Origin of the sequence: Faecalimicrobium dakarense (assembly GCF_000499525.1) — a bacterium.
In the GTDB taxonomy this organism is placed as follows: Bacteria; Bacillota; Clostridia; order Peptostreptococcales; family Peptostreptococcaceae; genus Faecalimicrobium; species Faecalimicrobium dakarense.
In genome coordinates, this window is the sequence record NZ_HG529435.1 from 1 (window position 1) to 21289 (window position 21289).

The 21289-nt window shown below is 33.5% G+C and carries 38 protein-coding genes; all 38 read left to right on the plus strand.

Annotated elements, in window-relative coordinates:
- Nucleotides 1–358 precede the first annotated feature (358 nt).
- The 38 genes from rpsJ to cwlD all read left to right on the plus strand — a co-directional run bounded on the left by rpsJ (nucleotide 359) and on the right by cwlD (nucleotide 21130).
- Nucleotides 359–667, plus strand: a complete 309-nt coding sequence (gene rpsJ / locus BN899_RS17675; RefSeq protein ID WP_042278235.1) for a 30S ribosomal protein S10 — start codon at nucleotides 359–361, stop codon at nucleotides 665–667.
- A gap of 93 nt (nucleotides 668–760) precedes the next feature.
- Nucleotides 761–1390, plus strand: a complete 630-nt coding sequence (gene rplC, locus BN899_RS17680; protein WP_042278238.1) for a 50S ribosomal protein L3 — start codon at nucleotides 761–763, stop codon at nucleotides 1388–1390.
- Nucleotides 1391–1418: 28 nt separating this feature from the next.
- Complete coding sequence (rplD, locus tag BN899_RS17685; RefSeq protein ID WP_042278241.1) at nucleotides 1419–2042, plus strand: 50S ribosomal protein L4; 624 nt, start codon at nucleotides 1419–1421, stop codon at nucleotides 2040–2042.
- Nucleotides 2042–2332, plus strand: coding sequence for a 50S ribosomal protein L23 (gene rplW, locus BN899_RS17690; protein ID WP_042278245.1), 291 nt, complete (start codon nucleotides 2042–2044; stop codon nucleotides 2330–2332). Before rplD ends, rplW begins: the two co-directional genes overlap by 1 nt.
- Before the next feature lie 31 nt (nucleotides 2333–2363).
- Complete coding sequence (gene rplB / locus BN899_RS17695) at nucleotides 2364–3194, plus strand: 50S ribosomal protein L2 (RefSeq protein ID WP_042278247.1); 831 nt, start codon at nucleotides 2364–2366, stop codon at nucleotides 3192–3194.
- A 35-nt stretch (nucleotides 3195–3229) separates the two neighbouring features.
- Nucleotides 3230–3511, plus strand: a complete 282-nt coding sequence (gene rpsS, locus BN899_RS17700) for a 30S ribosomal protein S19 (protein WP_042278249.1) — start codon at nucleotides 3230–3232, stop codon at nucleotides 3509–3511.
- A 31-nt stretch (nucleotides 3512–3542) separates the two neighbouring features.
- Nucleotides 3543–3878, plus strand: coding sequence for a 50S ribosomal protein L22 (gene rplV, locus BN899_RS17705; protein ID WP_042278251.1), 336 nt, complete (start codon nucleotides 3543–3545; stop codon nucleotides 3876–3878).
- 22 nt (nucleotides 3879–3900) lie between these two features.
- The gene (gene rpsC / locus BN899_RS17710) at nucleotides 3901–4770 is read left to right on the plus strand and encodes a 30S ribosomal protein S3 (protein ID WP_042278253.1); all 870 of its coding nucleotides are present in this window, start codon (nucleotides 3901–3903) and stop codon (nucleotides 4768–4770) included.
- A gap of 33 nt (nucleotides 4771–4803) precedes the next feature.
- Nucleotides 4804–5235 carry a 50S ribosomal protein L16 gene (gene rplP / locus BN899_RS17715; RefSeq protein ID WP_042278254.1) on the plus strand — a complete coding sequence of 144 codons (432 nt, stop codon included), beginning with the start codon at nucleotides 4804–4806 and terminating at the stop codon, nucleotides 5233–5235.
- Nucleotide 5236: 1 nt separating this feature from the next.
- Nucleotides 5237–5440: a 50S ribosomal protein L29 gene (rpmC, locus tag BN899_RS17720; RefSeq protein WP_042278256.1), complete on the plus strand. Its 204-nt coding sequence runs from the start codon at nucleotides 5237–5239 to the stop codon at nucleotides 5438–5440.
- Nucleotides 5441–5462: 22 nt separating this feature from the next.
- Nucleotides 5463–5717, plus strand: a complete 255-nt coding sequence (gene rpsQ / locus BN899_RS17725; protein ID WP_042278258.1) for a 30S ribosomal protein S17 — start codon at nucleotides 5463–5465, stop codon at nucleotides 5715–5717.
- Nucleotides 5718–5744: 27 nt separating this feature from the next.
- Nucleotides 5745–6113: a 50S ribosomal protein L14 gene (gene rplN / locus BN899_RS17730; protein WP_042278261.1), complete on the plus strand. Its 369-nt coding sequence runs from the start codon at nucleotides 5745–5747 to the stop codon at nucleotides 6111–6113.
- Between the two features lie 22 nt (nucleotides 6114–6135).
- Nucleotides 6136–6441, plus strand: a complete 306-nt coding sequence (rplX, locus tag BN899_RS17735) for a 50S ribosomal protein L24 (RefSeq protein ID WP_042278310.1) — start codon at nucleotides 6136–6138, stop codon at nucleotides 6439–6441.
- Between the two features lie 25 nt (nucleotides 6442–6466).
- Nucleotides 6467–7009 carry a 50S ribosomal protein L5 gene (rplE, locus tag BN899_RS17740; RefSeq protein WP_042278262.1) on the plus strand — a complete coding sequence of 181 codons (543 nt, stop codon included), beginning with the start codon at nucleotides 6467–6469 and terminating at the stop codon, nucleotides 7007–7009.
- Nucleotides 7010–7056: 47 nt separating this feature from the next.
- The gene (locus tag BN899_RS17745) at nucleotides 7057–7242 is read left to right on the plus strand and encodes a type Z 30S ribosomal protein S14 (protein ID WP_021127555.1); all 186 of its coding nucleotides are present in this window, start codon (nucleotides 7057–7059) and stop codon (nucleotides 7240–7242) included.
- Nucleotides 7243–7275: 33 nt separating this feature from the next.
- Nucleotides 7276–7674 (plus strand): 30S ribosomal protein S8, encoded by a 399-nt coding sequence (rpsH, locus tag BN899_RS17750; RefSeq protein WP_042278265.1) that lies wholly within the window; start codon nucleotides 7276–7278, stop codon nucleotides 7672–7674.
- Between the two features lie 30 nt (nucleotides 7675–7704).
- Entirely contained in the window at nucleotides 7705–8247 is a 543-nt protein-coding gene (gene rplF, locus BN899_RS17755; protein ID WP_042278267.1) for a 50S ribosomal protein L6, read from the plus strand.
- 34 nt (nucleotides 8248–8281) lie between these two features.
- Nucleotides 8282–8650 (plus strand): 50S ribosomal protein L18, encoded by a 369-nt coding sequence (rplR, locus tag BN899_RS17760; RefSeq protein ID WP_042278269.1) that lies wholly within the window; start codon nucleotides 8282–8284, stop codon nucleotides 8648–8650.
- A 27-nt stretch (nucleotides 8651–8677) separates the two neighbouring features.
- Nucleotides 8678–9187 carry a 30S ribosomal protein S5 gene (rpsE, locus tag BN899_RS17765; protein ID WP_042278271.1) on the plus strand — a complete coding sequence of 170 codons (510 nt, stop codon included), beginning with the start codon at nucleotides 8678–8680 and terminating at the stop codon, nucleotides 9185–9187.
- A 14-nt stretch (nucleotides 9188–9201) separates the two neighbouring features.
- The gene (gene rpmD, locus BN899_RS17770) at nucleotides 9202–9387 is read left to right on the plus strand and encodes a 50S ribosomal protein L30 (RefSeq protein ID WP_026899695.1); all 186 of its coding nucleotides are present in this window, start codon (nucleotides 9202–9204) and stop codon (nucleotides 9385–9387) included.
- Nucleotides 9388–9422: 35 nt separating this feature from the next.
- Nucleotides 9423–9866: a 50S ribosomal protein L15 gene (gene rplO, locus BN899_RS17775; RefSeq protein ID WP_042278274.1), complete on the plus strand. Its 444-nt coding sequence runs from the start codon at nucleotides 9423–9425 to the stop codon at nucleotides 9864–9866.
- Between the two features lie 43 nt (nucleotides 9867–9909).
- Nucleotides 9910–11178: a preprotein translocase subunit SecY gene (gene secY, locus BN899_RS17780; RefSeq protein WP_042278277.1), complete on the plus strand. Its 1269-nt coding sequence runs from the start codon at nucleotides 9910–9912 to the stop codon at nucleotides 11176–11178.
- A 15-nt stretch (nucleotides 11179–11193) separates the two neighbouring features.
- A complete protein-coding gene (locus BN899_RS17785) occupies nucleotides 11194–11844 on the plus strand; it encodes an adenylate kinase (protein ID WP_042278279.1) in 651 nt (216 codons plus the stop codon).
- A complete protein-coding gene (gene map, locus BN899_RS17790) occupies nucleotides 11844–12590 on the plus strand; it encodes a type I methionyl aminopeptidase (RefSeq protein WP_042278283.1) in 747 nt (248 codons plus the stop codon). Before BN899_RS17785 ends, map begins: the two co-directional genes overlap by 1 nt.
- A 79-nt stretch (nucleotides 12591–12669) precedes the next feature.
- Complete coding sequence (gene infA, locus BN899_RS17795; RefSeq protein WP_021122032.1) at nucleotides 12670–12888, plus strand: translation initiation factor IF-1; 219 nt, start codon at nucleotides 12670–12672, stop codon at nucleotides 12886–12888.
- Between the two features lie 33 nt (nucleotides 12889–12921).
- Nucleotides 12922–13035 (plus strand): 50S ribosomal protein L36, encoded by a 114-nt coding sequence (gene rpmJ, locus BN899_RS17800; protein ID WP_002509257.1) that lies wholly within the window; start codon nucleotides 12922–12924, stop codon nucleotides 13033–13035.
- Nucleotides 13036–13184: 149 nt separating this feature from the next.
- On the plus strand, nucleotides 13185–13556 hold the full coding sequence (gene rpsM / locus BN899_RS17805) for a 30S ribosomal protein S13 (protein WP_042278286.1): 372 nt from the start codon (nucleotides 13185–13187) through the stop codon (nucleotides 13554–13556).
- A 23-nt stretch (nucleotides 13557–13579) separates the two neighbouring features.
- Complete coding sequence (gene rpsK, locus BN899_RS17810; RefSeq protein WP_042278289.1) at nucleotides 13580–13978, plus strand: 30S ribosomal protein S11; 399 nt, start codon at nucleotides 13580–13582, stop codon at nucleotides 13976–13978.
- A gap of 34 nt (nucleotides 13979–14012) precedes the next feature.
- A complete protein-coding gene (gene rpsD / locus BN899_RS17815; protein ID WP_042278291.1) occupies nucleotides 14013–14636 on the plus strand; it encodes a 30S ribosomal protein S4 in 624 nt (207 codons plus the stop codon).
- A 75-nt stretch (nucleotides 14637–14711) separates the two neighbouring features.
- Nucleotides 14712–15659: a DNA-directed RNA polymerase subunit alpha gene (locus BN899_RS17820; RefSeq protein WP_042278293.1), complete on the plus strand. Its 948-nt coding sequence runs from the start codon at nucleotides 14712–14714 to the stop codon at nucleotides 15657–15659.
- A gap of 19 nt (nucleotides 15660–15678) precedes the next feature.
- Complete coding sequence (gene rplQ / locus BN899_RS17825) at nucleotides 15679–16020, plus strand: 50S ribosomal protein L17 (protein ID WP_042278295.1); 342 nt, start codon at nucleotides 15679–15681, stop codon at nucleotides 16018–16020.
- Nucleotides 16021–16138: 118 nt separating this feature from the next.
- A complete protein-coding gene (locus BN899_RS17830; RefSeq protein WP_042278297.1) occupies nucleotides 16139–16972 on the plus strand; it encodes an energy-coupling factor transporter ATPase in 834 nt (277 codons plus the stop codon).
- The gene (locus BN899_RS17835) at nucleotides 16960–17826 is read left to right on the plus strand and encodes an energy-coupling factor transporter ATPase (RefSeq protein WP_042278300.1); all 867 of its coding nucleotides are present in this window, start codon (nucleotides 16960–16962) and stop codon (nucleotides 17824–17826) included. Before BN899_RS17830 ends, BN899_RS17835 begins: the two co-directional genes overlap by 13 nt.
- The gene (locus BN899_RS17840; RefSeq protein ID WP_042278302.1) at nucleotides 17820–18617 is read left to right on the plus strand and encodes an energy-coupling factor transporter transmembrane component T family protein; all 798 of its coding nucleotides are present in this window, start codon (nucleotides 17820–17822) and stop codon (nucleotides 18615–18617) included. The genes BN899_RS17835 and BN899_RS17840 overlap by 7 nt, the downstream gene beginning before the upstream one ends.
- 11 nt (nucleotides 18618–18628) lie before the next feature.
- Nucleotides 18629–19360 (plus strand): tRNA pseudouridine(38-40) synthase TruA, encoded by a 732-nt coding sequence (gene truA / locus BN899_RS17845; protein ID WP_042278304.1) that lies wholly within the window; start codon nucleotides 18629–18631, stop codon nucleotides 19358–19360.
- Nucleotides 19361–19479: 119 nt separating this feature from the next.
- Complete coding sequence (gene rplM / locus BN899_RS17850) at nucleotides 19480–19911, plus strand: 50S ribosomal protein L13 (protein ID WP_042278305.1); 432 nt, start codon at nucleotides 19480–19482, stop codon at nucleotides 19909–19911.
- Nucleotides 19912–19939: 28 nt separating this feature from the next.
- Entirely contained in the window at nucleotides 19940–20332 is a 393-nt protein-coding gene (gene rpsI / locus BN899_RS17855) for a 30S ribosomal protein S9 (RefSeq protein WP_042278308.1), read from the plus strand.
- 78 nt (nucleotides 20333–20410) lie between these two features.
- Nucleotides 20411–21130, plus strand: coding sequence for an N-acetylmuramoyl-L-alanine amidase CwlD (gene cwlD / locus BN899_RS17860; protein WP_242824237.1), 720 nt, complete (start codon nucleotides 20411–20413; stop codon nucleotides 21128–21130).
- Nucleotides 21131–21289 lie beyond the last annotated feature (159 nt).

Below are 21289 nucleotides of genomic sequence, written 5' to 3' on the forward strand. Positions count from 1 at the left end.
CTATGCCTCTCTTTTTTTATAATTCAAAAAAGGTAATAATATACTCTTTATATTTTCTTGACAATTTGGGTGAAATTTTATATACTAAATTAGTGCTTTGAAAGAGAAACGAATCGAGTTTATAGCTAAGTTTTACATAAGAAAATAAATTTTGTAAAATTACAAAAAAAACTTGAAAAAATACAAGAAATAATATAAAATGTAATAGTGTGCTTGAGAGATAAGAAGTAAATTGAATAAATCTTAGTTAACAGCGACCAAATGCCGGTTGAAAAAATACAACACACCCGGAGCAGTGTATCGGCAAAAGTCGTGCGTGATATTAAGATTAAACGTGCGATAAAGGAGGGAAATTACAATGGCTAAAGAAACAATAAGAATAAGATTAAAGTCATATGATCACAAATTATTAGATTTTTCGGCTGCTAAAATAGTTGAAACTGCTAAGAAAGCTGGATCACAAGTTTCAGGACCTGTGCCACTACCAACTGAAAAGCAAGTTGTAACTATACTAAGAGCTGTACACAAGTACAAGGACTCTAGAGAGCAATTCGAAATAAGAACTCATAAAAGATTAATAGACATAGCTAATCCAACACCTAAGACAGTTGACTCATTAATGAGATTAGACTTACCAGCTGGTGTTGATATAGAAATAAAGTTATAATAGCAACCTAAGATGAAATCCTATAAGGTGATTATCTTAGAATGATTATGATGAAAGTTGTAATCCGCTGTAAGAATTATAGGAGGTGCTAATATGAAAGGAATATTAGGAAAAAAATTAGGTATGACTCAAATATTCACTGAAACAGGTATAGTATTACCAGTAACAGTTGTTGAGGCAGGGCCTATCGTTGTAACTCAAATAAAAACAGTTGAGAAAGACGGATACAATGCAATCCAAATAGGATTTGGAGATGCTAAAGAAAAATCTTTAAACAAGCCTCAAAAAGGTCATTTAGCTGCTGCTAACGTTTTAAAGAAACACATAAAAGAATTTAGAGTAGATTCTGTAGAAGGATACACAGTTGGACAAGAAATAAAAGCTGATTTATTCGCTGCAGGTGAAATAATAGATGTAACTGGAATATCAAAAGGTAAAGGATTCCAAGGTCCAATAAAAAGACATGGACAATCAAGAGGTCCTGAATCTCACGGTTCTAGATACCACAGAAGACCAGGTTCAATGGGAGCATGTTCTTTCCCAGGTAGAGTTTTCAAGAACAAAAAATTAGCTGGACACATGGGTAGCGTTAGAGTTACAGTTCAAAACTTAGAGGTTGTTAAAGTAGATGCTGATAAGAACCTTATATTAGTTAAAGGTGCTATACCAGGGCCTAAAGGTTCAGTAGTAACTATAAAAGAAGCTGTAAAATCTTCTAAATAATGACTAACCTAAGAAAGGAGGAAGCACAATGCCAAAATTAAACGTATTAAACACTAATGGACAAAATGTTGGAGAAATAGAATTATTAGATTCTATATTCAATATAGAAGTTAATGAGCACGTATTATACGAAGCTGTTAAAAATCAATTAGCAAACAAGAGACAAGGTACTCAATCTGCAAAAACTAGAGCAGAAGTTAGAGGTGGCGGAAGAAAACCTTGGAAACAAAAAGGAACTGGTAGAGCTAGACAAGGTTCTATAAGAGCTGTACAATGGGTAGGTGGAGGAGTTGCCTTCGCACCTAAGCCAAGAGATTACAGTTACACTTTACCTAAGAAGGTAAGAAGATTAGCGATGAAGAGTGCTTTATCTGCTAAAGTTCAAAATGGTGAAATAATAGTATTAGACGCTTTAAATATGGAAGCTCCTAAGACTAAAGAATTCGCTCAAATATTAAAGAATGTAAATTCTGCAAAGAAAGCTTTAATAGTAACTGCTGAAAACAACGAAAACGTAATAAAATCAGCAAGAAACTTAGAAGGTGTACAAGCTGCTACAGTTAACACTATAAATGTTTACGACATATTAAAGTATGATTCATTCATAATAACTACAGACGCTGTTAAAAAAGTGGAGGAGGTGTACGCATAATGACTAATCCACATGATATAATATTAAAGCCAGTTGTAACTGAGCAAAGTATGGCCGAAATGGTTGAAAAGAAATACACTTTTGTTGTTGCTAAAGGCGCAAACAAAACTGAAATAAAGAAAGCTGTAGAAGCTATATTCGGAGTTAATGTAGAAAAAGTAAATACATTAAACTACGATGGAAAAGTTAAAAGAATGGGTAAACATGAAGGAAGAACTGCAAGCTTTAAAAAGGCAGTAGTAAAATTAGCTGCTGATAGTAAAGAAATAGAATTCTTCCAAGGAATGTAATTAACCCTAGCAAACGAAGGAGGGAAAACAGATGGCTATAAAAAAGTTTAAACCAACTTCTCCTGCCTTAAGACAAATGACAGTTTTAGTTTCTGATGAAATAACTTGTAATGAACCAGAAAGATCTCTTTTAGTTTCACTAAAGAAAAACTCTGGTAGAAATGCACAAGGTAAAATAACTGTTCGTCACAGAGGTGGAGGAAACAGAAGAAAATATAGAATAATAGATTTCAAGAGAAATAAAGATGGAGTACCAGCAAAGGTTGCTACTATCGAATACGATCCAAACAGAACAGCTAACATAGCTTTATTACACTATGCAGATGGTGAAAAGAGATATATATTAGCTCCAGTTGGATTAGAGGTTGGAACTACAATATTATCAGGACCAACAGCTGACATAAAGCCAGGAAATGCTTTAGCATTAAAGGATATGCCAGTAGGTACTGTTGTTCACAACATAGAATTAAAGCCAGGGAAAGGTGCTCAGTTAGTTAGATCTGCTGGAGTTTCTGCTCAGTTAATGGCTAAAGAAGGAAAGAAAGCTTTATTAAGATTACCATCAGGGGAAATGAGATTCGTTTCTATAGATTGTAAAGCTACAATAGGACAAGTTGGTAACATAGAACACGGTAACGTTGTTATAGGTAAAGCAGGTAGAAAAAGACATATGGGTATAAGACCTACTGTAAGAGGATCTGTAATGAACCCTTGCGACCATCCACACGGTGGTGGGGAAGGTAGAACTTCAATAGGTAGACCTTCACCAGTTACTCCATGGGGTAAACCAGCACTTGGATACAAAACTAGAAAGAAAAATAAAGCTTCTGATAAGTTAATAGTATCAAGAAGAACTAAGTAATAGATTTACTTTTTGCTCGGAAAGGAGGAAATTAAATGTCAAGATCAACTAAAAAAGGACCTTTCGTCCATGCGAGACTTTTAAAGAAGATAGAAGCTATGAACGCTAGCGGAAATAGAGAAGTTATAAAGACTTGGTCAAGAACTTCAACTGTATTCCCTCAAATGGTAGAACATACTATAGCTGTTCATGATGGAAGAAGACATGTACCTGTTTTCATAACAGAAGACATGGTTGGACACAAATTAGGTGAGTTCGTTCCTACAAGAACTTTCAAAGGACACAAGGACGACGAAAAATCTAATAAAAGAAAATAATAATTTCTGACTAAGGAAGGAGGAATAGCAAATGGAAGCAAAAGCTACTGCTAAATATGTACGTGTATCACCAAGAAAAGCAGGACAAATCTGTGACCTTGTTAGAGGAAAGAATGTTAATGAAGCATTAGCAATATTAAAGTTCACTCCAAGAGGAGCGGCTTCAATAATAGCTAAAGTTGTTAAATCTGCTAAAGCAAACGCTGAAAACAACCATGAAATGGATGTTGAAAACTTATATATAGCATCAGTAGTTGCAAACCAAGGGCCAACAATGAAGAGATTCATGCCTAGAGCTATGGGACGTGCAACAATGATAAGAAAAAGAACTTCTCACATAGAGGTTGTTCTAAAGGAAAAAAAATAATTAGTAGATAGGAGGGAAAATAATGGGTCAAAAGGTTAATCCACACGGACTAAGAGTCGGTGTTATAAAAGATTGGGACTCAAGATGGTTCGCAACTGATAAAAAAGAATTCGGAAACTTATTATTAGAAGACCATAATGTTCGTAAATTCTTAAAGAAAAAATTATATTCTGCTGGTGTAGCGAATATAGAAATAGAAAGATCAGCAAACAAGCTTAAATTAGACTTACACGTTGCTAAGCCAGGTGTAGTTATAGGAAGAGCTGGTGCAGGAATAGATGCATTAAAAGCTGAATTAGAAAAAATGACTAAGAAGACTGTTATAGTTAACATAGTTGAAGTTAGAAACCCAGATAAAAATGCTCAATTAGTAGCAGAAAATATAGCATTAGCTATAGAAAGAAGGGTTGCTTTCAGAAGAGCTATGAAGCAAGCTATACAAAGAGCTATGAAGTCAGGTGTTAAAGGGATAAAAGTTTCTGCTTCAGGAAGATTAGGTGGAGCTGAAATGGCTAGAACTGAAGGATACAGCGAAGGAAATGTACCTTTACAAACACTTAGAGCTGATATAGCATATGGTTTCGCTGAAGCTGATACTACTTACGGAAAGACTGGTATCAAAGTTTGGATATGCAATGGTGAAGTTTTACCAACTAGAAATGGTGTAAATCCAAGAGAAGAAAGAAGAAACGATAGAAGAGATAACAAGAGAAACGACAGAAGAGATAACAGAAGAAATGATAGAAGAGGAAATGATAACAGAAGAAACGATAGAGGGCAAAGACCTCAAGGTTCTCAAGGATCAAGACCTCAAGGATCAAGACCTCAAGGTGCTCAAGGATCAAGACCTCAAGGATCAAGATCTCAAAACACTCAAAACAGAGGTAACTAATATTAGTAAGGTTTAAGGAAGGAGGAAATACTCATGTTAATGCCAAAAAGAGTAAAGCGTCGTAGAGTTCATAGAGGAAGTATGGCTGGTACAGCTCAAAAGGGTAATAAAGTTACTTATGGAGAGTTCGGATTAGTTGCATTAGAAGCTTCTTGGATAACTTCTAACCAAATAGAAGCTGCCAGAATCGCGATGACTAGATATATAAAAAGAGGCGGGAAGGTTTGGATAAAAATATTCCCTCATAAGCCTGTAACAAGAAAACCAGCTGAAACTCGTATGGGTGCTGGGAAAGGTTCTCCAGAATACTGGGTAGCTGTAGTTAAACCAGGAAGAGTTATGTTCGAATTAGCAGGTGTTCCTGAAGATAAAGCTAGAGAAGCAATGAGACTTGCGATGCACAAACTTCCAGTTAAGTGTAAGTTTGTAAAACGTGAAGATTTAGAAGTAAAGGGTGGTGAATAGGATGCAAGCTAAAGAATTAAGAGATTTAACAGGCGAAGAGCTAATGAATAAATTAAATGACTTCAAAAGTGAATTATTTAGCTTAAGATTCCAATTAGCTACTGGTCAATTAGAAAATACAGCGAGAATAAAGTTCGTTAAAAAAGACATAGCGAGAGTTAAAACTATACTTGCTGAGAGAAAGTTAAACGAAACTAGAGCTTAGTTTGGAAAGGAGGCTTTTGAACATGGAAAGAGGAAGAAGAAAAGTTAGAATAGGCCGTGTTGTAAGTGACAAAATGGATAAAACTATAGTTGTTGCTGTTGAAGATTTCGTACGTCACCCATTATATAATAAGCCAGTTAAAAGAACTAAAAAGTTCAAGGCTCATGATGAACAAAACGTATGTAACATCGGAGATAAAGTTAAAATAATGGAAACTAGACCTCTATCAAAAGATAAGAGATTCAGACTAGTAGAAGTTGTTGAGAAAGTTAAGTAGTTTTTTTGGAAAAGGAGGGATTACGATATGGTACAACAAGAGACACGTTTAAGAGTTGCTGATAACTCTGGTGCTAAAGAAATACTATGTATACGTGTACTAGGCGGAAGTAAAAGAAGATATGGTAACATAGGCGACGTTATAGTTGCTACTGTTAAAAGTGCAACACCTGGTGGAGTTGTAAAAAAAGGTAAAGTTGTTAAAGCTGTTATAGTGAGAACTAAGCAAGGCATGAGACGTAAAGACGGAAGTTATATATCTTTCGACGAAAATGCTGCAGTTATAATAAAAGACGATAAGACTCCAGTAGGAACTCGTATATTCGGGCCTGTTGCTAGAGAGTTAAGAGACAATGAATTCATGAAAATAGTTTCTCTTGCTCCAGAAGTACTATAATAAGGAGGTGCAATAGGACATGATGCGTGTTAAAAAAGGTGACACTGTTGTAGTTATAGCAGGAAAAGATAAAGGTAAAAAAGGTTCAGTTGTTAAAGTAATGCCTAAAGCTAACAGAGTAATAGTTGAAGGTGTAAACGTAATAACTAAACATCAAAAGCCAAGTGCTATAAATCCACAAGGTGGAATAATAAATAAAGAAGCCCCAATTCATATATCTAATGTAATGCCACTTGATCCTGAAACAGGAAAAGGAACAAGAGTTAGAGTTGAAATGAAAGACGGGAAAAAAGTTAGAGTATCAGCTAAGAGCGGAAAAGAAATATAATATAGCTTGAAAGGAGGGACCTTAAATGGCTTCTAGATTACAAGAAAAATACATGAAAGAAGTTGCTCCTGCTTTAATGGAGAAATTTGGATACAAAAACGTTATGGAAATACCTAAGTTAGACAAAATAGTTATAAACATGGGTATGGGTGACGCTAGAGAAAATCCAAAAGGATTAGAAAAAGCTGTTGAAGAGATGGAAATGATCTCTGGACAAAAACCAGTTACAACTAAAGCTAGAAAATCTGTTGCTAACTTCAAATTAAGAGAAGGAATGCCAATAGGAGCGAAAGTTACTTTAAGAGCTGACAAAATGTTCTACTTCATGGACAAGTTAGTATCTGTATCTTTACCAAGAGTTAGAGACTTCAGAGGAGTTAATGCTAACGCATTCGATGGTAGAGGAAACTATGCTTTAGGTATAAAAGAACAATTAATATTCCCTGAAATAGAATACGATAAAGTAGACAAAGTAAGAGGAATGGATATAATATTCGTTACAACTGCAAAGACTGACGAAGAAGCACGTGAATTATTAAAATTATTAGGAATGCCGTTTTCTAAGTAAGCTTAGAAAAGGTCATTTTCTAAGCTAAGACGAAGGAGGGATTCCGAGTGGCTAGAAAAGCGATGGTTGTTAAACAACAAAAGAAGCAAAAGTACGCTACTAGAGAATACACTAGATGTACTATATGTGGTAGACCACACTCAGTATTAAGAAAATTTGGTATATGCCGTATATGCTTTAGAGAATTAGCGTACAAAGGTCAAATACCTGGTGTTAGAAAAGCAAGCTGGTAGAAGCTTGATTAAAATGGAAGGAGGGTTTTCAATATGACAATGACAGATCCAATTGCAGATATGTTAACTCGTATAAGAAATGCTAACGTAGTTAAGCATGAAACTGTTGACGTTCCTGCTTCTAATATGAAGAAAGAATTAGCTAGAATCTTATTAGAAGAAGGTTTCGTGAGAGGTTACGATGTTATAGAAGATGGAAAGCAAGGAATAATAAGAATACAATTAAAGTACGGACAAGCTGGCGAAAGAGTTATATCAGGATTAAAGAGAATATCTAAGCCTGGTATGAGAGTTTACGCTGCTAACCAAGAAATACCAAAGGTATTAAATGGGTTAGGTATATCAATAATATCTACTTCTAAAGGGATAATAACTGATAGACAAGCAAGAAAAGAAAATGTTGGTGGAGAAGTAATCTGCTACGTTTGGTAATATAAGCGAACAATGTAAGGAGGTGCGACTATGTCAAGAATAGGTGTTAAGCCAATAACTGTACCAGCAGGTGTTGAAGTAACTATAGCTGAAGGAAACTTAGTTACAGTAAAAGGACCTAAAGGAACTTTAACTAAGCAATTTGATGGTGCATTAACTATAAATAAAGAAGAAAATACTATAACTGTTGAAAGACCTACTAACAACAAGCAACACAGATCTTTACACGGATTAACTAGAACTTTATTAGATAATATGGTTGTAGGTGTTACTACTGGTTTCGAAAAGAAATTAGAATTAGTTGGTGTTGGATACAGAGCTCAAAAGCAAGGAACTAAATTAGTTATGAACTTAGGATTCTCTCATCCAGTAGAAATGGAAGATCCAGAAGGAATAACTGTTGAAGCTCCTAACCAAACTGAGTTAGTAGTAAAAGGTATCGATAAGCAATTAGTAGGAAACTACGCTGCTAAGATAAGAGACTGGAGAAAGCCAGAGCCATACAAAGGTAAAGGTATAAGATACGCTGGTGAAGTAGTAAGACGTAAAGAAGGTAAAACTGGTAAGAAATAATACCAATCATAACCGCTAGAAAGGAGTGAGCCTGATGATAAAAAAAGCTGATAAAAATGCTAATAGACTTCAAAGACATAAGAGAGTTCGTAGAAAAATAGCTGGAACTACTCAAAGACCAAGATTATGTATATTTAGAAGTGCTAATAATATATACGCTCAAATAATAGATGATACTAACAGAGTAACTCTTGCAGCTGCATCTTCGTTAGACGCAGAAGTAAAAGGATCTGTTAATCATACAGGAAACAAAGAAGCAGCTAGAAAAGTTGGAGAAATGATCGCCAAAAAAGCTGTAGAAAAAGGAATCACTGAAGTTGTATTTGACAGAGGTGGATACTTATATCACGGTAGAGTTCAAGAGTTAGCTGAAGGTGCTAGAGAAGCTGGACTTAAGTTCTAATTAAAAGTAAGAAGGAGGGAAATGCACATGTTACGTCGTAAGCCAATAGATGCAAGACAACTTGACTTAAAAGAAAAAGTTGTTGAAGTAAGACGTGTTACTAAAGTTGTAAAAGGTGGTAGAAACTTCAGATTTGCAGCATTAGTAGTAGTTGGAGATGAAAACGGATACGTTGGTGTAGGTACTGGTAAAGCAATGGAAGTACCAGATGCTATCAAAAAAGCTGTAGAAGATGCTAAGAAGAATCTTATACACGTACCAATGGTTGGTACAACAATTCCTCACGAAGTAAACGGACACTTCGGAGCTGGAAAGATATTAATAATGCCTGCTAAGCAAGGTACAGGAGTTATAGCTGGAGGACCTGCTAGAGCGGTACTTGAGTTAGCTGGATTAACAGATGTTAGAGCTAAATCTTTAGGATCTAACAACCCAAGAAATATGGTAAATGCTACAATAGAAGGACTTAACTCTCTAAAAACAGTTGAAGATATAGCTAAACTTAGAGGTAAAAAAGTTGAAGAACTTCTAGGGTAAGGAGGTAGTGAAAAATGGCTAAATTACAAATAAAGTTAGTTAGAAGTACAATAGGAACTACTCCTAACCAAAGAAAGAACGTAGAAGCGTTAGGATTAAGAAAAAGAGAACAAGTAGTTGTTAAAGAAGATAATGCCCAAACAAGAGGGATGATAAATAAAGTTAAGCATTTAGTACAAGTTACTGAAATAGCTGAGTAATATTTTGATTGAAGTACGATAAGGAGGTGCAATCCATGAAGTTACATGAGTTAAAACCTGCTAAAGGTGCAGTAAAAGCTAAGAGAAGATTAGGTAGAGGTACTGCAACTGGACAAGGTAAGACTGCAGGACGTGGACAAAAGGGACAATGGTCTCGTTCAGGTGGTGGAGTTAGAATAGGATTTGAAGGTGGACAAATGCCACTTGCTAGAAGACTTCCTAAGAGAGGTTTCTCTAATCCAAATAAAAAAGTATTTACAGAAGTTAACGTTGAATTATTAAATAGATTTGAAAACGGAGCAGAAATAACTGCAGAAGTTTTAAAAGCTACTGGTGCTATAAGCAAAATAGAAAAAGACGGCGTTAAGATCTTAGGCGAAGGAAACTTAGAAAAGGCTGTAACAGTTAAAGTTGCTAAGTTCACTGCTTCAGCTAAAGAAAAAATAGAAAAAGCTGGAGGAAAAGCAGAATTAGTTTAATCTAATCTGCTCTCTGAGCCATTTACAGGCGGGGTGAATTAACGTGTTAGCACAGTTAAAGCAAGCTTGGAAACTTAAAGATGTAAGAAGAAAAATATTATATACTTTGATGATGATTGTAGTATTTAGAATAGGTGCAACTATACCTGTTCCCGGAGTAAATGCAGATTATATTAAGGCAATGGTAGGCGATAATAGTCTACTTTCCTTATATAATATGTTTACAGGAGGAGCTTTCAGTAACTTCACACTGTTTGCTCTAGGAATAGGGCCATCTATAACGGCATCTATTATAATACAACTTCTAACTATAGGTTTTGAAAGTTTAGAAGAACTTCAAAAGTCTGGTGAAGAAGGAAAGAAAAAAATTAACAAATATACTAAATATATTGCATTAGTATTAGCCTTTGTGCAAGCAACTGCGATAACATTAGGAATTGTAAAAAATGCATTGATATCAAATAGTGCATTCTTTGTTATAACAGTTATCCTAACATTAGTATCAGCGAGTATGATGTTAATGTGGATAGGAGACAAAATTACTGAAAAAGGATTAGGTAATGGAGGATCTGTTATAATATTCATTGGTATTATATCAGGTATACCAAAAGATATTATAGCAACTGTTCACAAGGTTCAAAGTGGAGAAATACAAATATGGGCAGCACTTCTGTTAGTGGTAGTAATACTAATAACAATAGCAGCAGTTACATATATACAAGAAGCCACTAGAAAAATCCCAGTACAATATGCTAAAAGAGTTGTTGGAAGAAAGATGTATGGAGGACAAAGTTCTCATATACCGATGAAAGTTAACCAATCAGGAGTTATACCAGTAATTTTTGCTAGTTCACTTTTAGCTTTCCCTCAAACAATAGCTATGTTTATGGGTGCAGATGCTCAAAGTTTTGTTCAAACTTACTTAAGTCCGGTAAGTTCACCGGGAGTTTGGATATATAGATCTCTTGAAGTTCTGCTGATAGTATTCTTCTCTTATTTCTATACGACTGTATCATTTAATACAGAGGATATAGCAAATAATATGAAAAACAATGGTGGATTTATACCAGGTATAAGACCAGGTCAATCTACAATTGATTATCTAAATAGAATATTATCAAGATTAACTCTAGCTGGATCGTTATTCCTAGCTGCAATAGTAATGGTATCAGCGATTATTATGTTCTTTATGAAACTTAATATATCATTAGTTGGGACATCACTATTAATAGTTGTTGGTGTAGCGTTAGAACTTAAGAGACAGTTAGAATCAAATTTAGTTATGAGAAGCTATCAAGGTTTCTTAAAATAAATTGGAGACGATCATATGAGAATAATATTACTTGGACCTCCTGGTGCAGGAAAAGGCACACAAGCAGCAGGAATAGTAGAAAAATACGATATACCTCATATATCAACAGGAGATATATTCAGAAAGAATATAAAAGAAGGAACAGAACTTGGAAAGAAAGCTAAAGGATACATAGATCAAGGATTATTAGTTCCAGATGAGTTAACTGTAGGTCTAGTTACAGACAGAATAACTCAAGATGACTGTGAAAATGGATTTATGTTAGATGGATTCCCAAGAAATGTTGCTCAAGCTGAACATTTAGATGCGTTCTTAAAAGAAGCTAGTATAGAATTAGACAAGGTAGTTAATATCGAAGTTGATAAAGATATATTAGTTGGCAGAGCTGTAGGAAGAAGAATATGTAAATCTTGCGGTGCTACGTATCATGTTGAGTTTAATCCTCCTAAAGAAGAAGGTATATGTAATGTATGCCAAGGAGAGTTATACCAAAGAGCAGATGATACTGAAGAAACTGTATCTAAAAGAATACAAGTATATCTAGATGAAACAAAACCATTAGTTGATTATTATAGTTCTCAAGGTATAATAGCTAACATAAATGGTCAACAATCTATAGATAAGGTATTCGAAGATATAGTAAATGCTCTAGGATGTGAAAAATAATGATTATTTTGAAATCCAAAAAAGAAATAGAACTTATGAGAGAAGCTGGCAAGATTGTCGCTGAAACTCATGAGATATTAAAAGCAGCTGTTACTCCGGGAATATCTACTTTAGAGTTAGATAAAATGGCTGAAGAGAATATAAGAAAATATAATGCTATCCCTTCTTTTAAAGGATACGGTGGTTTTTCAGGTTCTATATGTGCTTCTATAAACGAAGAAGTAGTACATGGAATACCAGGTAAAAAGATATTAAAAGAAGGTGACATTATAAGTTTAGATATAGGAGCCTATTATAAAGGATATCATTCAGACTCTGCGAAAACTCATGGAGTAGGGATAATATCTGAAGAGGATAGGAAATTAATAGAAGTAACAAAAGAAAGCTTCTATGAAGGCATAAAATTTGCTAAACTAGGATATAGATTATCTGATATCTCACACGCAGTACAAGCACACGTTGAGAAACATGGTTTCTCAGTAGTTAGGGACTTAGTAGGTCATGGAGTTGGCTCAGAACTTCATGAAGATCCTCAAATACCTAATTATGGACCACCAGGCAAAGGACCAAAACTTCAAGAAGGAATGGTTTTAGCTATAGAACCTATGGTTAACGCTGGTAAATACCACGTTAAAACATTAAGGGATGGGTGGACTATTGTTACTATTGATAACAAAAAATCAGCTCATTATGAGCATACGATAGCTATTACTGAAGACGAACCGATAATATTATCAAGTCTTTAGTCTTGATAGATAGGTATAAATAATGCTATCTAAGTTAGATCTAATGATTTAACTTATGAAATGGAGGTTTGGTTAGTTAATGGCCAAAAAAGATGTTATAGAATTTGAAGGTACAGTTACTGAAAACTTACCTAATGCTATGTTTAAAGTAAAATTAGAAAATGGACATGAAGTACTATGTCATTTATCTGGAAAGCTGAGAATGAACTTCATAAGAATTCTTGAAGGTGATAAGGTGAATGTTGAGCTTTCTCCATATGATCTTACAAGAGGAAGAATCACTTGGCGTAAGAAGTAGACTATTTAATATTAGTCTAAGGAGGGATTAACAATGAAAGTAAGACCATCAGTAAAACCAATATGCGAAAAATGCAAAGTAATAAAAAGAAAAGGTAAAGTAATGGTTATCTGCGAAAATCCAAAGCATAAGCAAAAGCAAGGATAATAAATTATTACTAGCAATTTATTGATTAATATAGTATAATATTATATTGTGATGTTGACAAAATCGTTCAAAATAATGGAAATTTTGGAGCTGGAATAATATAATATTGATATTTAAACACTAAAAACTAAGTGTAGGAGGTGCGAATAATGGCAAGAATAGCTGGGGTAGATTTACCTAGAGAAAAAAGAGCGGAAATAGCTTTAACTTATATATATGGTATAGGTAAAGCAACTGCTAATGAAATATTAGCTAAAGCTGAGATAAATGCTGATACAAGAATAAAAGATTTATCAGAAGAGCAAGTTAACGACTTAAGAAAGATAATAGATAGTGATTTCTTAGTTGAAGGTGATTTAAGAAGAGAGATCGCTTTAAACATAAAGAGATTAAGAGATATAAAATGTTACAGAGGTATGAGACATGCTAAAGGTCTTCCACTAAGAGGACAAAGAACTAAGACTAATGCTAGAACTAGAAAAGGTCCTAGAAAAACTGTATCTCGTAAGAAAAAGAAATAATAATTAGATAGGAGGGAAAATCAATGGCTAAACCAAAAAAGAAAGTTACACGTGTAAGAAGAAGAGAGCGTAAAAACATAGAACGTGGTCAAGCTCATATACAATCAACTTTCAACAACACAATAATAACTTTAACTGATGTTCATGGAAATGCTATATCAGCTGCTTCTTCAGGACAATTAGGATTCAAAGGGTCAAAGAAAGCTACTCCTTTTGCATCTCAAATGGCTGCAGAAACTGCTGCTAAGGCTGCTATGGAACACGGTTTAAAAACTGTAGAAGTATTCGTAAAGGGTCCTGGTTCAGGAAGAGAAGCTGCTATAAGAGCTTTACAAGCAACTGGACTAGAAGTAACTATGATAAAAGACGTAACTCCAATTCCTCACAATGGATGTAGACCACCAAAGAGAAGAAGAGTGTAATTATATAAACAAGTAAATTAGGAGGTGTAAAGACATGGCAAGATACACAGGTGCATCATGCAGACAGTGTCGTAGAGAAGGAATGAAATTATTCCTTAAAGGTGACAGATGTTATACTGATAAATGTGCTATAGTTAAGAGAAACTATGCTCCAGGACAACATGGACAAGGAAGAAAGAAAGTTTCTAACTATGGATTACAATTAAGAGAAAAGCAAAAAGTTAAGAGAATATACGGAGTTTTAGAAACTCAATTCAGAAATTTATACGAGCGTGCTGAAAAAATGGCTGGTATAACAGGGGAAAACTTATTAAGTTTATTAGAAAGAAGATTAGACAACGTTGTTTACAGAATGGGATTAGCTTCATCTAGAAAAGAAGCTAGACAATTAGTAGGACACGGTCACTTCTTATTAAACGGACATAAGACTGATATAGCTTCTGTAACAGTTAAACCTGGTGATGTTATAACAGTTAAAGAAAGATCAAAGTCATCTGCTAAATTTAAAGCTTTAGTAGAAGCTAACTCAAGAATAGCTCCTAAATGGTTAGAAGCTAACTTAGAAGAAATGACAGTTAAAGTTGTTGCTATCCCATCAAGAGAAGATATAGATCTTGAAATAGCAGAACACTTAATCATAGAGCTTTACTCTAAGTAATAAGCATATTTTAAAATTTATTTTTGAAATTGTTTACCCTCAGTGGATTAATAAATTTGAAGGAGGGTTTTGTCCATGATAGAAATAGAAAAACCAAAAGTAGATATAATCGAACTTAGCGAAGACTATAGATATGGAAAGTTTGTCATAGAACCTCTTGAAAGAGGCTATGGTATAACTATAGGTAATGCTTTAAGAAGAATATTATTATCATCTTTACCAGGTGTTGCAGTTAACTCTATAAAAATAGATGGAGTTCTTCATGAATTCTCAACTGTACCTGGTGTTAAAGAAGATGTTACTGAAATGATATTAGCATTAAAAGAGCTTTCAGCTACTATAGATGGTGAAGGAAGTAGAACACTTAAAATAGATGCTCAAGGACCATGCACTATCACAGGGGCAGATATAATATGCCCTTCAGATGTTGAAATATTAAGCAAGGATTTAAAGATAGCTACGCTAGATGACAATGCTAAGTTTAATATGGAAATATATGTAGACAAAGGTAGAGGATATGTTTCAGCTGAAGAAAACAAGACAGAGCATATGCCTATAGGTGTTTTACCTGTAGATTCAATATATACTCCTGTTGAAAAAGTGAGCTACCATGTTGAAAATACAAGAGTAGGTCAAAAGACAGATTATGATAAATTAGTACTAGATGTTTGGACTAATGGAAGTATAAATCCTCAAGAAGGAATATCTCTTGCAGCTAAAGTACTAGTTGAACATTTAAATCTATTCATAGACTTAACAGAGCATGTAAGCAATGTTGAGATAATGGTAGAAAAAGAAGAAGATCAAAAAGAAAAAGTTCTTGAAATGACAATAGAAGAATTAGATTTATCAGTTAGATCTTACAACTGTTTAAAGAGAGCGGGAATAAATACAGTTGAAGAATTAGCTAATAAGTCTGAAGATGATATGATGAAGGTTAGAAATCTAGGGAAGAAATCTTTAGAGGAAGTAATCCAAAAGTTAGAAGAACTTGGACTAGGTCTTAAACCAAGCGAAGAATAGTGAGTGAAGGAGGGATAGTATGGCTACTTACCGTAAATTAGGACGTGAGACTGCTCACAGAAACCTTATGTTAAGAAACTTAGTAACTGACTTACTAAGAAGTGGAAGAATAGAAACTACAGTAACTAGAGCAAAAGAAACTCGTAGAATGGCTGAAAAGATGATAACTCTTGGTAAAAGAGGAGATCTTCACGCTAGAAGACAAGTTTTAGCATATGTTATGGATGAAACTGTAGTAAACAACTTATTCACTGATATAGCTCCAAAATATGCTGAGAGAAATGGTGGATACACTAGAATAATCAAAAAAGGACCAAGAAAAGGCGACGCTGCTGAAATGGCTTTTATAGAATTAGTATAGTACGAAAAGGATTAAGCTTAATAGCTTAGTCCTTTTTTGTGCCAATTTTTACTTAAACTATGATATAATACTACTTAAAATGATTTTTTAATACTACTTACGAAAAGGAGTATAGTGAATGAACAGTATAGTTAAGGTAAATAACCTATCATTTGAATATATAACAGATGAAGAAAAACTTAAAGCTATCGATAATTTAAATTTAGAGGTAAAAAAAGGTGAATTTGTGGCAATAATAGGACATAATGGATCGGGTAAATCAACTTTATCTAAAAACCTAAATGCTATTTTAATGCCTAGTGAGGGAAATATACTTATAGATGGATTAGATACTAAAGAAGAAAATAATTTATGGTCTATAAGACAAACTGCAGGTATGGTATTTCAAAATCCAGACAATCAAATAGTTGCCACTGTAGTAGAGGAAGATGTAGCCTTTGGTCCGGAGAATTTAGGAATAGAACCTCACGAGATAAGAAACAGGGTAGAAGAGTCTCTTAAGAGTGTCGGAATGTATGAGTTAAAAGATAGACAACCACATCTGTTATCAGGCGGACAAAAGCAAAGAGTAGCTATAGCAGGTATAATAGCGATGAAACCTAAATGTATTATATTTGATGAAGCAACAGCGATGCTTGATCCATCTGGAAGAAAAGAAGTTATGAAAACAATAAAAAGACTTAATAAAGAAGAAAATATAACAACACTACATATAACTCACTTTATGGAAGAAGCAGTAGAAGCAGATAGAGTTATAGTAATGGAAAAAGGTAAAAAAATACTTGAGGGTACTCCACGTGAGGTATTTAGCAATATAGAGATGTTAAGAAGTATAGGGCTAGATGTACCTTGTATGACTGAACTATCTAGTTTATTAAGACAAGAAGGTTTAGATGTTGATAATGATATATTAACTGTGGATGAGATGGTGATGAAATTATGTCAATTATAGTAAAAAATTTAACTTATATATATGATGAAGGGATGCCTTTTGCAAGTAAAGCATTAGATAATGTTACACTTGAGATAAAAGATAGAGACTTTGTTGGTCTTATAGGTCATACTGGATCTGGTAAATCTACGTTAATACAACATTTGAATGGTTTGATAAAACCTTCATCTGGTGAAATCTATATAAATAATTTTAATATTACTGATCCAAAACTAAACTTGACAGAGATAAGAAAAAGAGTTGGAGTGGTATTTCAATATCCAGAATATCAACTATTTGAAGAAACAATAGAAAAGGATATAGCTTTTGGACCTTCTAATTTAGAATTAGAGCAATCTGAAATAGATAAAAGAGTAAAAGAATCTATGGAAGCTGTAGGATTAAATTATGAGGAGTTTAGAAGTAAATCTCCATTTGAACTATCAGGTGGTCAAAAGCGTAGGGTGGCTATTGCTGGTGTTATAGCAATGAAGCCAGAAGTTCTTATATTAGATGAGCCAACAGCAGGATTAGACCCAGGTGGAAGAGATGAAATATTTGAACTTATAAAAAAGCTTCATAGAGAAAATAATATGACAATAATATTATCATCACATAGTATGGATGATATGGCTAAATTAGCTAAAACTATAATTGTCATGAATAAGGGCAATATTGAATTTATGGGGACTCCTAGAGAAGTTTTTAACTCTAATACTGATAGATTAAAAGAAATAGGATTAGATATACCTCAGATTTTAGAACTCGCTATTAAATTAAGAGAGCAAGGGTTTGATATAAGAGGAGATATATTAACAATAGAAGAAGCCAAAGAAGAAATATTAAAAATTATGAGAGGAAGAAAAAAATGTTAAAAGATATAACTATAGGACAATATTATCCTACTAATTCGTTTATTCACAAATTAGATGCTAGGGTAAAACTTATAGCTACCTTTGTATTTATGGTATCTTTATTCATAATAAATAAGTTTTGGCCTTATGCTATAGTTTTATTATCTCTAGTATCTGTTATAAATCTATCTAATATACCTGTTAAATATATTGTAAAAGGTGTAAAGCCATTAAAATGGATTATACTATTTACGTTTGTTATAAATGTATTTTTCTTACCGGGAGATGTTATATGGTCATTTGGATTTATGCGTATAACAAGCCAAGGGTTAGAGCAAGCTATATTTATGGCTATAAGGCTTATACTACTAGTTGTAGGGACGTCAATACTAACATTAACAACATCACCTATTGAGCTTACAGATGGCATAGAAAGGCTATTAAATCCATTTAAGAAGATAGGGTTACCGGTTCATGAATTGGCTATGATGATGACTATAGCATTAAGATTTATACCTACATTACTAGATGAGACTGATAAAATAATGAAGGCCCAAATGTCTAGAGGAGCTGACTTTGAAAGTAAGAATATAATCAGTAGAGCTAAGAATCTAGTTCCATTATTAGTGCCCTTATTTGTAAGTGCATTTAGAAGAGCTGATGAACTTGCTATGGCAATGGAAGCTAGATGCTATAGAGGTGGATATAATAGAACTAAGATGAAGGAAGCTATTGTAACTAAATCAGATTATGTAGCTTACTTTGCACAAGTTATATACTTAGGAGCTATTATAGCTACAAGATTTATTTAAAGAGGTATATAATGAGAAATATAAAAATTATAATACAGTATAATGGTGAAAATTATTGTGGATGGCAAAAGCAACCAGATTCTTTAGGGATACAAGGAAACATAGAAAAAGCCATATACGAAATAACTAAAGAAAAAGTTAAAATAACCGGTTCAGGAAGAACCGATGCAGGAGTACATGCATTAGGTCAGGTAGCTAACTTTAAAATAGAGTCGAGTATACCTGCAGAAAAGATACCAAATGCATTAAATGCTAAACTGCCTAAAGACATATCTATAATTGCCTGTAGTGAGGTAGATGATGAATTTCATTCTAGGTATAGTGCTAAAGGGAAAAGATATAGGTATTTAATATATAATCAATTATATAGGAGTCCTATATACAAGGATACATCCTACCATGTTAGGTATGACCTTGATTTTGAAAAAATGTGTAAAGAAGCTAAGCATTTAATAGGAGAACATGACTTTAAGGGGTTTATGAGCTCGGGATCGTCTGTAAAGGATACTGTAAGGACTATATATGATATTACTTTAGAGAAACATGAAGATTTAATTATTCTAGAAGTAGAAGGTAATGGATTTTTATACAATATGGTAAGAATAATAGTAGGAACACTAGTAGATATCGGCAGAGGAAGGATAAATGAAAGCTTAGCAGATATAATTAACTATAAGAGTAGAGGTAAGACTGGTCATACTGCACCAGCACACGGATTATTTCTTAAAAAAGTTGATTATTAGCTTGACACACCAGGGGGCATGTATTAAAATAAGTTAGAGTGTGTTAATAAGTCCACTTGCCCCGGACTTGACATAAACGGTAAAATTTTTTATATGAAAAAAGTTAAGGAGGGACAACTATGAAAAGTTATATAGCTAAGCCAGCTGATGTACAAAGAAAATGGTACATCGTTGATGCTGAAGGAAAAACATTAGGTCGTTTAGCAACTGAAATAGCGACAGTATTAAGAGGGAAGCACAAGGTTACTTTCACACCTCACGTAGATGGTGGAGATTTCGTTGTTGTTGTAAATGCAGAGAAGGTAGTTTTAACAGGAAAGAAATTAGATCAAAAATTATACAGATACCACACAGGTTATGTAGGTGGATTAAAAGAAATAACTTACAGAGAAATGATGGAAAAGAAACCAGAAGAAGTTATATCTCACGCAGTAAGCGGTATGTTATGTAAGAACAAACTAAGAAGTAGAATGATGACTAGATTAAGAGTATTTGCAGGAGCTAACCATGATCATGCAGCTCAAAATCCAGAAGTTTTAAACTTTAAATAATAATTAACGGGTGAAAGGAGGAGTTATCATGGCTAACGTTCAATATTACGGAACTGGAAGAAGAAAGCATTCTGTTGCTAGAGTAAGATTAGTTGCAGGTGAAGGAAATATAGTAGTAAATGGAAGAACAGTTGAAGAATATTTCAACTATGAAACATTAATAAGAGATGTTAAGCAACCATTAGTTTTAACTAACAATGAAACTAAGTACGATGTTATAGTAAAAGTTGAAGGTGGAGGATTCACTGGACAAGCTGGAGCTATAAGACATGGTATATCTAGAGCTTTATTAAAAGCTGATTTAGATTTAAGAGGAGCTTTAAAAGCTGAAGGATTCTTAACTAGAGATGCTAGAATGAAGGAAAGAAAGAAATACGGATTAAAGGCAGCAAGAAGAGCTCCACAATTCTCAAAGAGATAATTTTATATTATTTATGTTTGTACAAAGACTTTGGAATATTCCAAAGTCTTTTTTAATATAAATATATAGGGTGATATTGTGAGAAACTATATGAAGCATACAGTCTTTGGTGTTATAGCATTATTGCTAATGATAGTAGCTATATTTGAAGTAAAAAATGTATCAGAGTCTGTTATGGAATATATGCCTGTAACCAATAAAACTATAATACTAGATGCAGGTCATGGGGGTATAGATCCAGGAAAATTAAGTAATGATAAAGAAATACAAGAAAAAGATGTAAACTTAGCTATTACCCTTAAGCTTAGAGAGTTACTAGAATCAAGTGGTGCTCTTGTAATACTTACTAGGGAAGATGATAGTAGTTTATATACTGAGGATGGTAATAAGACAATAAGACAAAAGTATAATGAAAATTTAAAAAACAGAAAAAAGATAATAAAAGAATCAAATGCAGATATGTTTGTATCAATTCATTCAAATGCATTTACAGAATCTAAATATTACGGAGCACAAACTTTTTATCCTGCGGGGAAAGAAGACTCTGTAAATTTATCAAAGTACATACAGCAAGAACTTAAAAGGGTAGTAGATAAAACGAATAATAGAGAGATAAAACCAAGCGAAGATATATATGTATTGAAAGAAAATGAAATACCGTCAGCTTTAATAGAATGTGGTTTCTTATCTAATGATAAAGAAGCTAAACTTTTAGTAGATGAAAAATATCAAGAGAAGATAGCTTGGTCAATATATGTAGGTATTCAAAAATATTTTAGTTCAACTATGAATAAATAATAAAAAAATGAAGATAATAGGTTATATCAAGGCAAACAAACTGCTAAGATATAACCTTTTATTGATTAAAATGAAAAATAAGTAAAAAAATAGAAAGAAAGTGTTGACTTAAATTGATATACTTGTTATTATAATAAAGTACTCAAGAGGAGTACATAA

What these genes read in the sequence shown, in the direction of transcription:
- rpsJ (WP_042278235.1), top strand. Translation starts at nt 359, where the DNA reads ATGGCTAAAGAAACAATAAGAATAAGATTAAAGTCATATGATCACAAA.
- rplC (WP_042278238.1), top strand. Translation starts at nt 761, where the DNA reads ATGAAAGGAATATTAGGAAAAAAATTAGGTATGACTCAAATATTCACT.
- rplD (WP_042278241.1), top strand. Translation starts at nt 1,419, where the DNA reads ATGCCAAAATTAAACGTATTAAACACTAATGGACAAAATGTTGGAGAA.
- rplW (WP_042278245.1), top strand. Translation starts at nt 2,042, where the DNA reads ATGACTAATCCACATGATATAATATTAAAGCCAGTTGTAACTGAGCAA.
- rplB (WP_042278247.1), top strand. Translation starts at nt 2,364, where the DNA reads ATGGCTATAAAAAAGTTTAAACCAACTTCTCCTGCCTTAAGACAAATG.
- rpsS (WP_042278249.1), top strand. Translation starts at nt 3,230, where the DNA reads ATGTCAAGATCAACTAAAAAAGGACCTTTCGTCCATGCGAGACTTTTA.
- rplV (WP_042278251.1), top strand. Translation starts at nt 3,543, where the DNA reads ATGGAAGCAAAAGCTACTGCTAAATATGTACGTGTATCACCAAGAAAA.
- rpsC (WP_042278253.1), top strand. Translation starts at nt 3,901, where the DNA reads ATGGGTCAAAAGGTTAATCCACACGGACTAAGAGTCGGTGTTATAAAA.
- rplP (WP_042278254.1), top strand. Translation starts at nt 4,804, where the DNA reads ATGTTAATGCCAAAAAGAGTAAAGCGTCGTAGAGTTCATAGAGGAAGT.
- rpmC (WP_042278256.1), top strand. Translation starts at nt 5,237, where the DNA reads ATGCAAGCTAAAGAATTAAGAGATTTAACAGGCGAAGAGCTAATGAAT.
- rpsQ (WP_042278258.1), top strand. Translation starts at nt 5,463, where the DNA reads ATGGAAAGAGGAAGAAGAAAAGTTAGAATAGGCCGTGTTGTAAGTGAC.
- rplN (WP_042278261.1), top strand. Translation starts at nt 5,745, where the DNA reads ATGGTACAACAAGAGACACGTTTAAGAGTTGCTGATAACTCTGGTGCT.
- rplX (WP_042278310.1), top strand. Translation starts at nt 6,136, where the DNA reads ATGCGTGTTAAAAAAGGTGACACTGTTGTAGTTATAGCAGGAAAAGAT.
- rplE (WP_042278262.1), top strand. Translation starts at nt 6,467, where the DNA reads ATGGCTTCTAGATTACAAGAAAAATACATGAAAGAAGTTGCTCCTGCT.
- rpsH (WP_042278265.1), top strand. Translation starts at nt 7,276, where the DNA reads ATGACAATGACAGATCCAATTGCAGATATGTTAACTCGTATAAGAAAT.
- rplF (WP_042278267.1), top strand. Translation starts at nt 7,705, where the DNA reads ATGTCAAGAATAGGTGTTAAGCCAATAACTGTACCAGCAGGTGTTGAA.
- rplR (WP_042278269.1), top strand. Translation starts at nt 8,282, where the DNA reads ATGATAAAAAAAGCTGATAAAAATGCTAATAGACTTCAAAGACATAAG.
- rpsE (WP_042278271.1), top strand. Translation starts at nt 8,678, where the DNA reads ATGTTACGTCGTAAGCCAATAGATGCAAGACAACTTGACTTAAAAGAA.
- rpmD (WP_026899695.1), top strand. Translation starts at nt 9,202, where the DNA reads ATGGCTAAATTACAAATAAAGTTAGTTAGAAGTACAATAGGAACTACT.
- rplO (WP_042278274.1), top strand. Translation starts at nt 9,423, where the DNA reads ATGAAGTTACATGAGTTAAAACCTGCTAAAGGTGCAGTAAAAGCTAAG.
- BN899_RS17785 (WP_042278279.1), top strand. Translation starts at nt 11,194, where the DNA reads ATGAGAATAATATTACTTGGACCTCCTGGTGCAGGAAAAGGCACACAA.
- map (WP_042278283.1), top strand. Translation starts at nt 11,844, where the DNA reads ATGATTATTTTGAAATCCAAAAAAGAAATAGAACTTATGAGAGAAGCT.
- infA (WP_021122032.1), top strand. Translation starts at nt 12,670, where the DNA reads ATGGCCAAAAAAGATGTTATAGAATTTGAAGGTACAGTTACTGAAAAC.
- rpmJ (WP_002509257.1), top strand. Translation starts at nt 12,922, where the DNA reads ATGAAAGTAAGACCATCAGTAAAACCAATATGCGAAAAATGCAAAGTA.
- rpsM (WP_042278286.1), top strand. Translation starts at nt 13,185, where the DNA reads ATGGCAAGAATAGCTGGGGTAGATTTACCTAGAGAAAAAAGAGCGGAA.
- rpsK (WP_042278289.1), top strand. Translation starts at nt 13,580, where the DNA reads ATGGCTAAACCAAAAAAGAAAGTTACACGTGTAAGAAGAAGAGAGCGT.
- rpsD (WP_042278291.1), top strand. Translation starts at nt 14,013, where the DNA reads ATGGCAAGATACACAGGTGCATCATGCAGACAGTGTCGTAGAGAAGGA.
- BN899_RS17820 (WP_042278293.1), top strand. Translation starts at nt 14,712, where the DNA reads ATGATAGAAATAGAAAAACCAAAAGTAGATATAATCGAACTTAGCGAA.
- rplQ (WP_042278295.1), top strand. Translation starts at nt 15,679, where the DNA reads ATGGCTACTTACCGTAAATTAGGACGTGAGACTGCTCACAGAAACCTT.
- BN899_RS17830 (WP_042278297.1), top strand. Translation starts at nt 16,139, where the DNA reads ATGAACAGTATAGTTAAGGTAAATAACCTATCATTTGAATATATAACA.
- BN899_RS17835 (WP_042278300.1), top strand. Translation starts at nt 16,960, where the DNA reads ATGTCAATTATAGTAAAAAATTTAACTTATATATATGATGAAGGGATG.
- BN899_RS17840 (WP_042278302.1), top strand. Translation starts at nt 17,820, where the DNA reads ATGTTAAAAGATATAACTATAGGACAATATTATCCTACTAATTCGTTT.
- truA (WP_042278304.1), top strand. Translation starts at nt 18,629, where the DNA reads ATGAGAAATATAAAAATTATAATACAGTATAATGGTGAAAATTATTGT.
- rplM (WP_042278305.1), top strand. Translation starts at nt 19,480, where the DNA reads ATGAAAAGTTATATAGCTAAGCCAGCTGATGTACAAAGAAAATGGTAC.
- rpsI (WP_042278308.1), top strand. Translation starts at nt 19,940, where the DNA reads ATGGCTAACGTTCAATATTACGGAACTGGAAGAAGAAAGCATTCTGTT.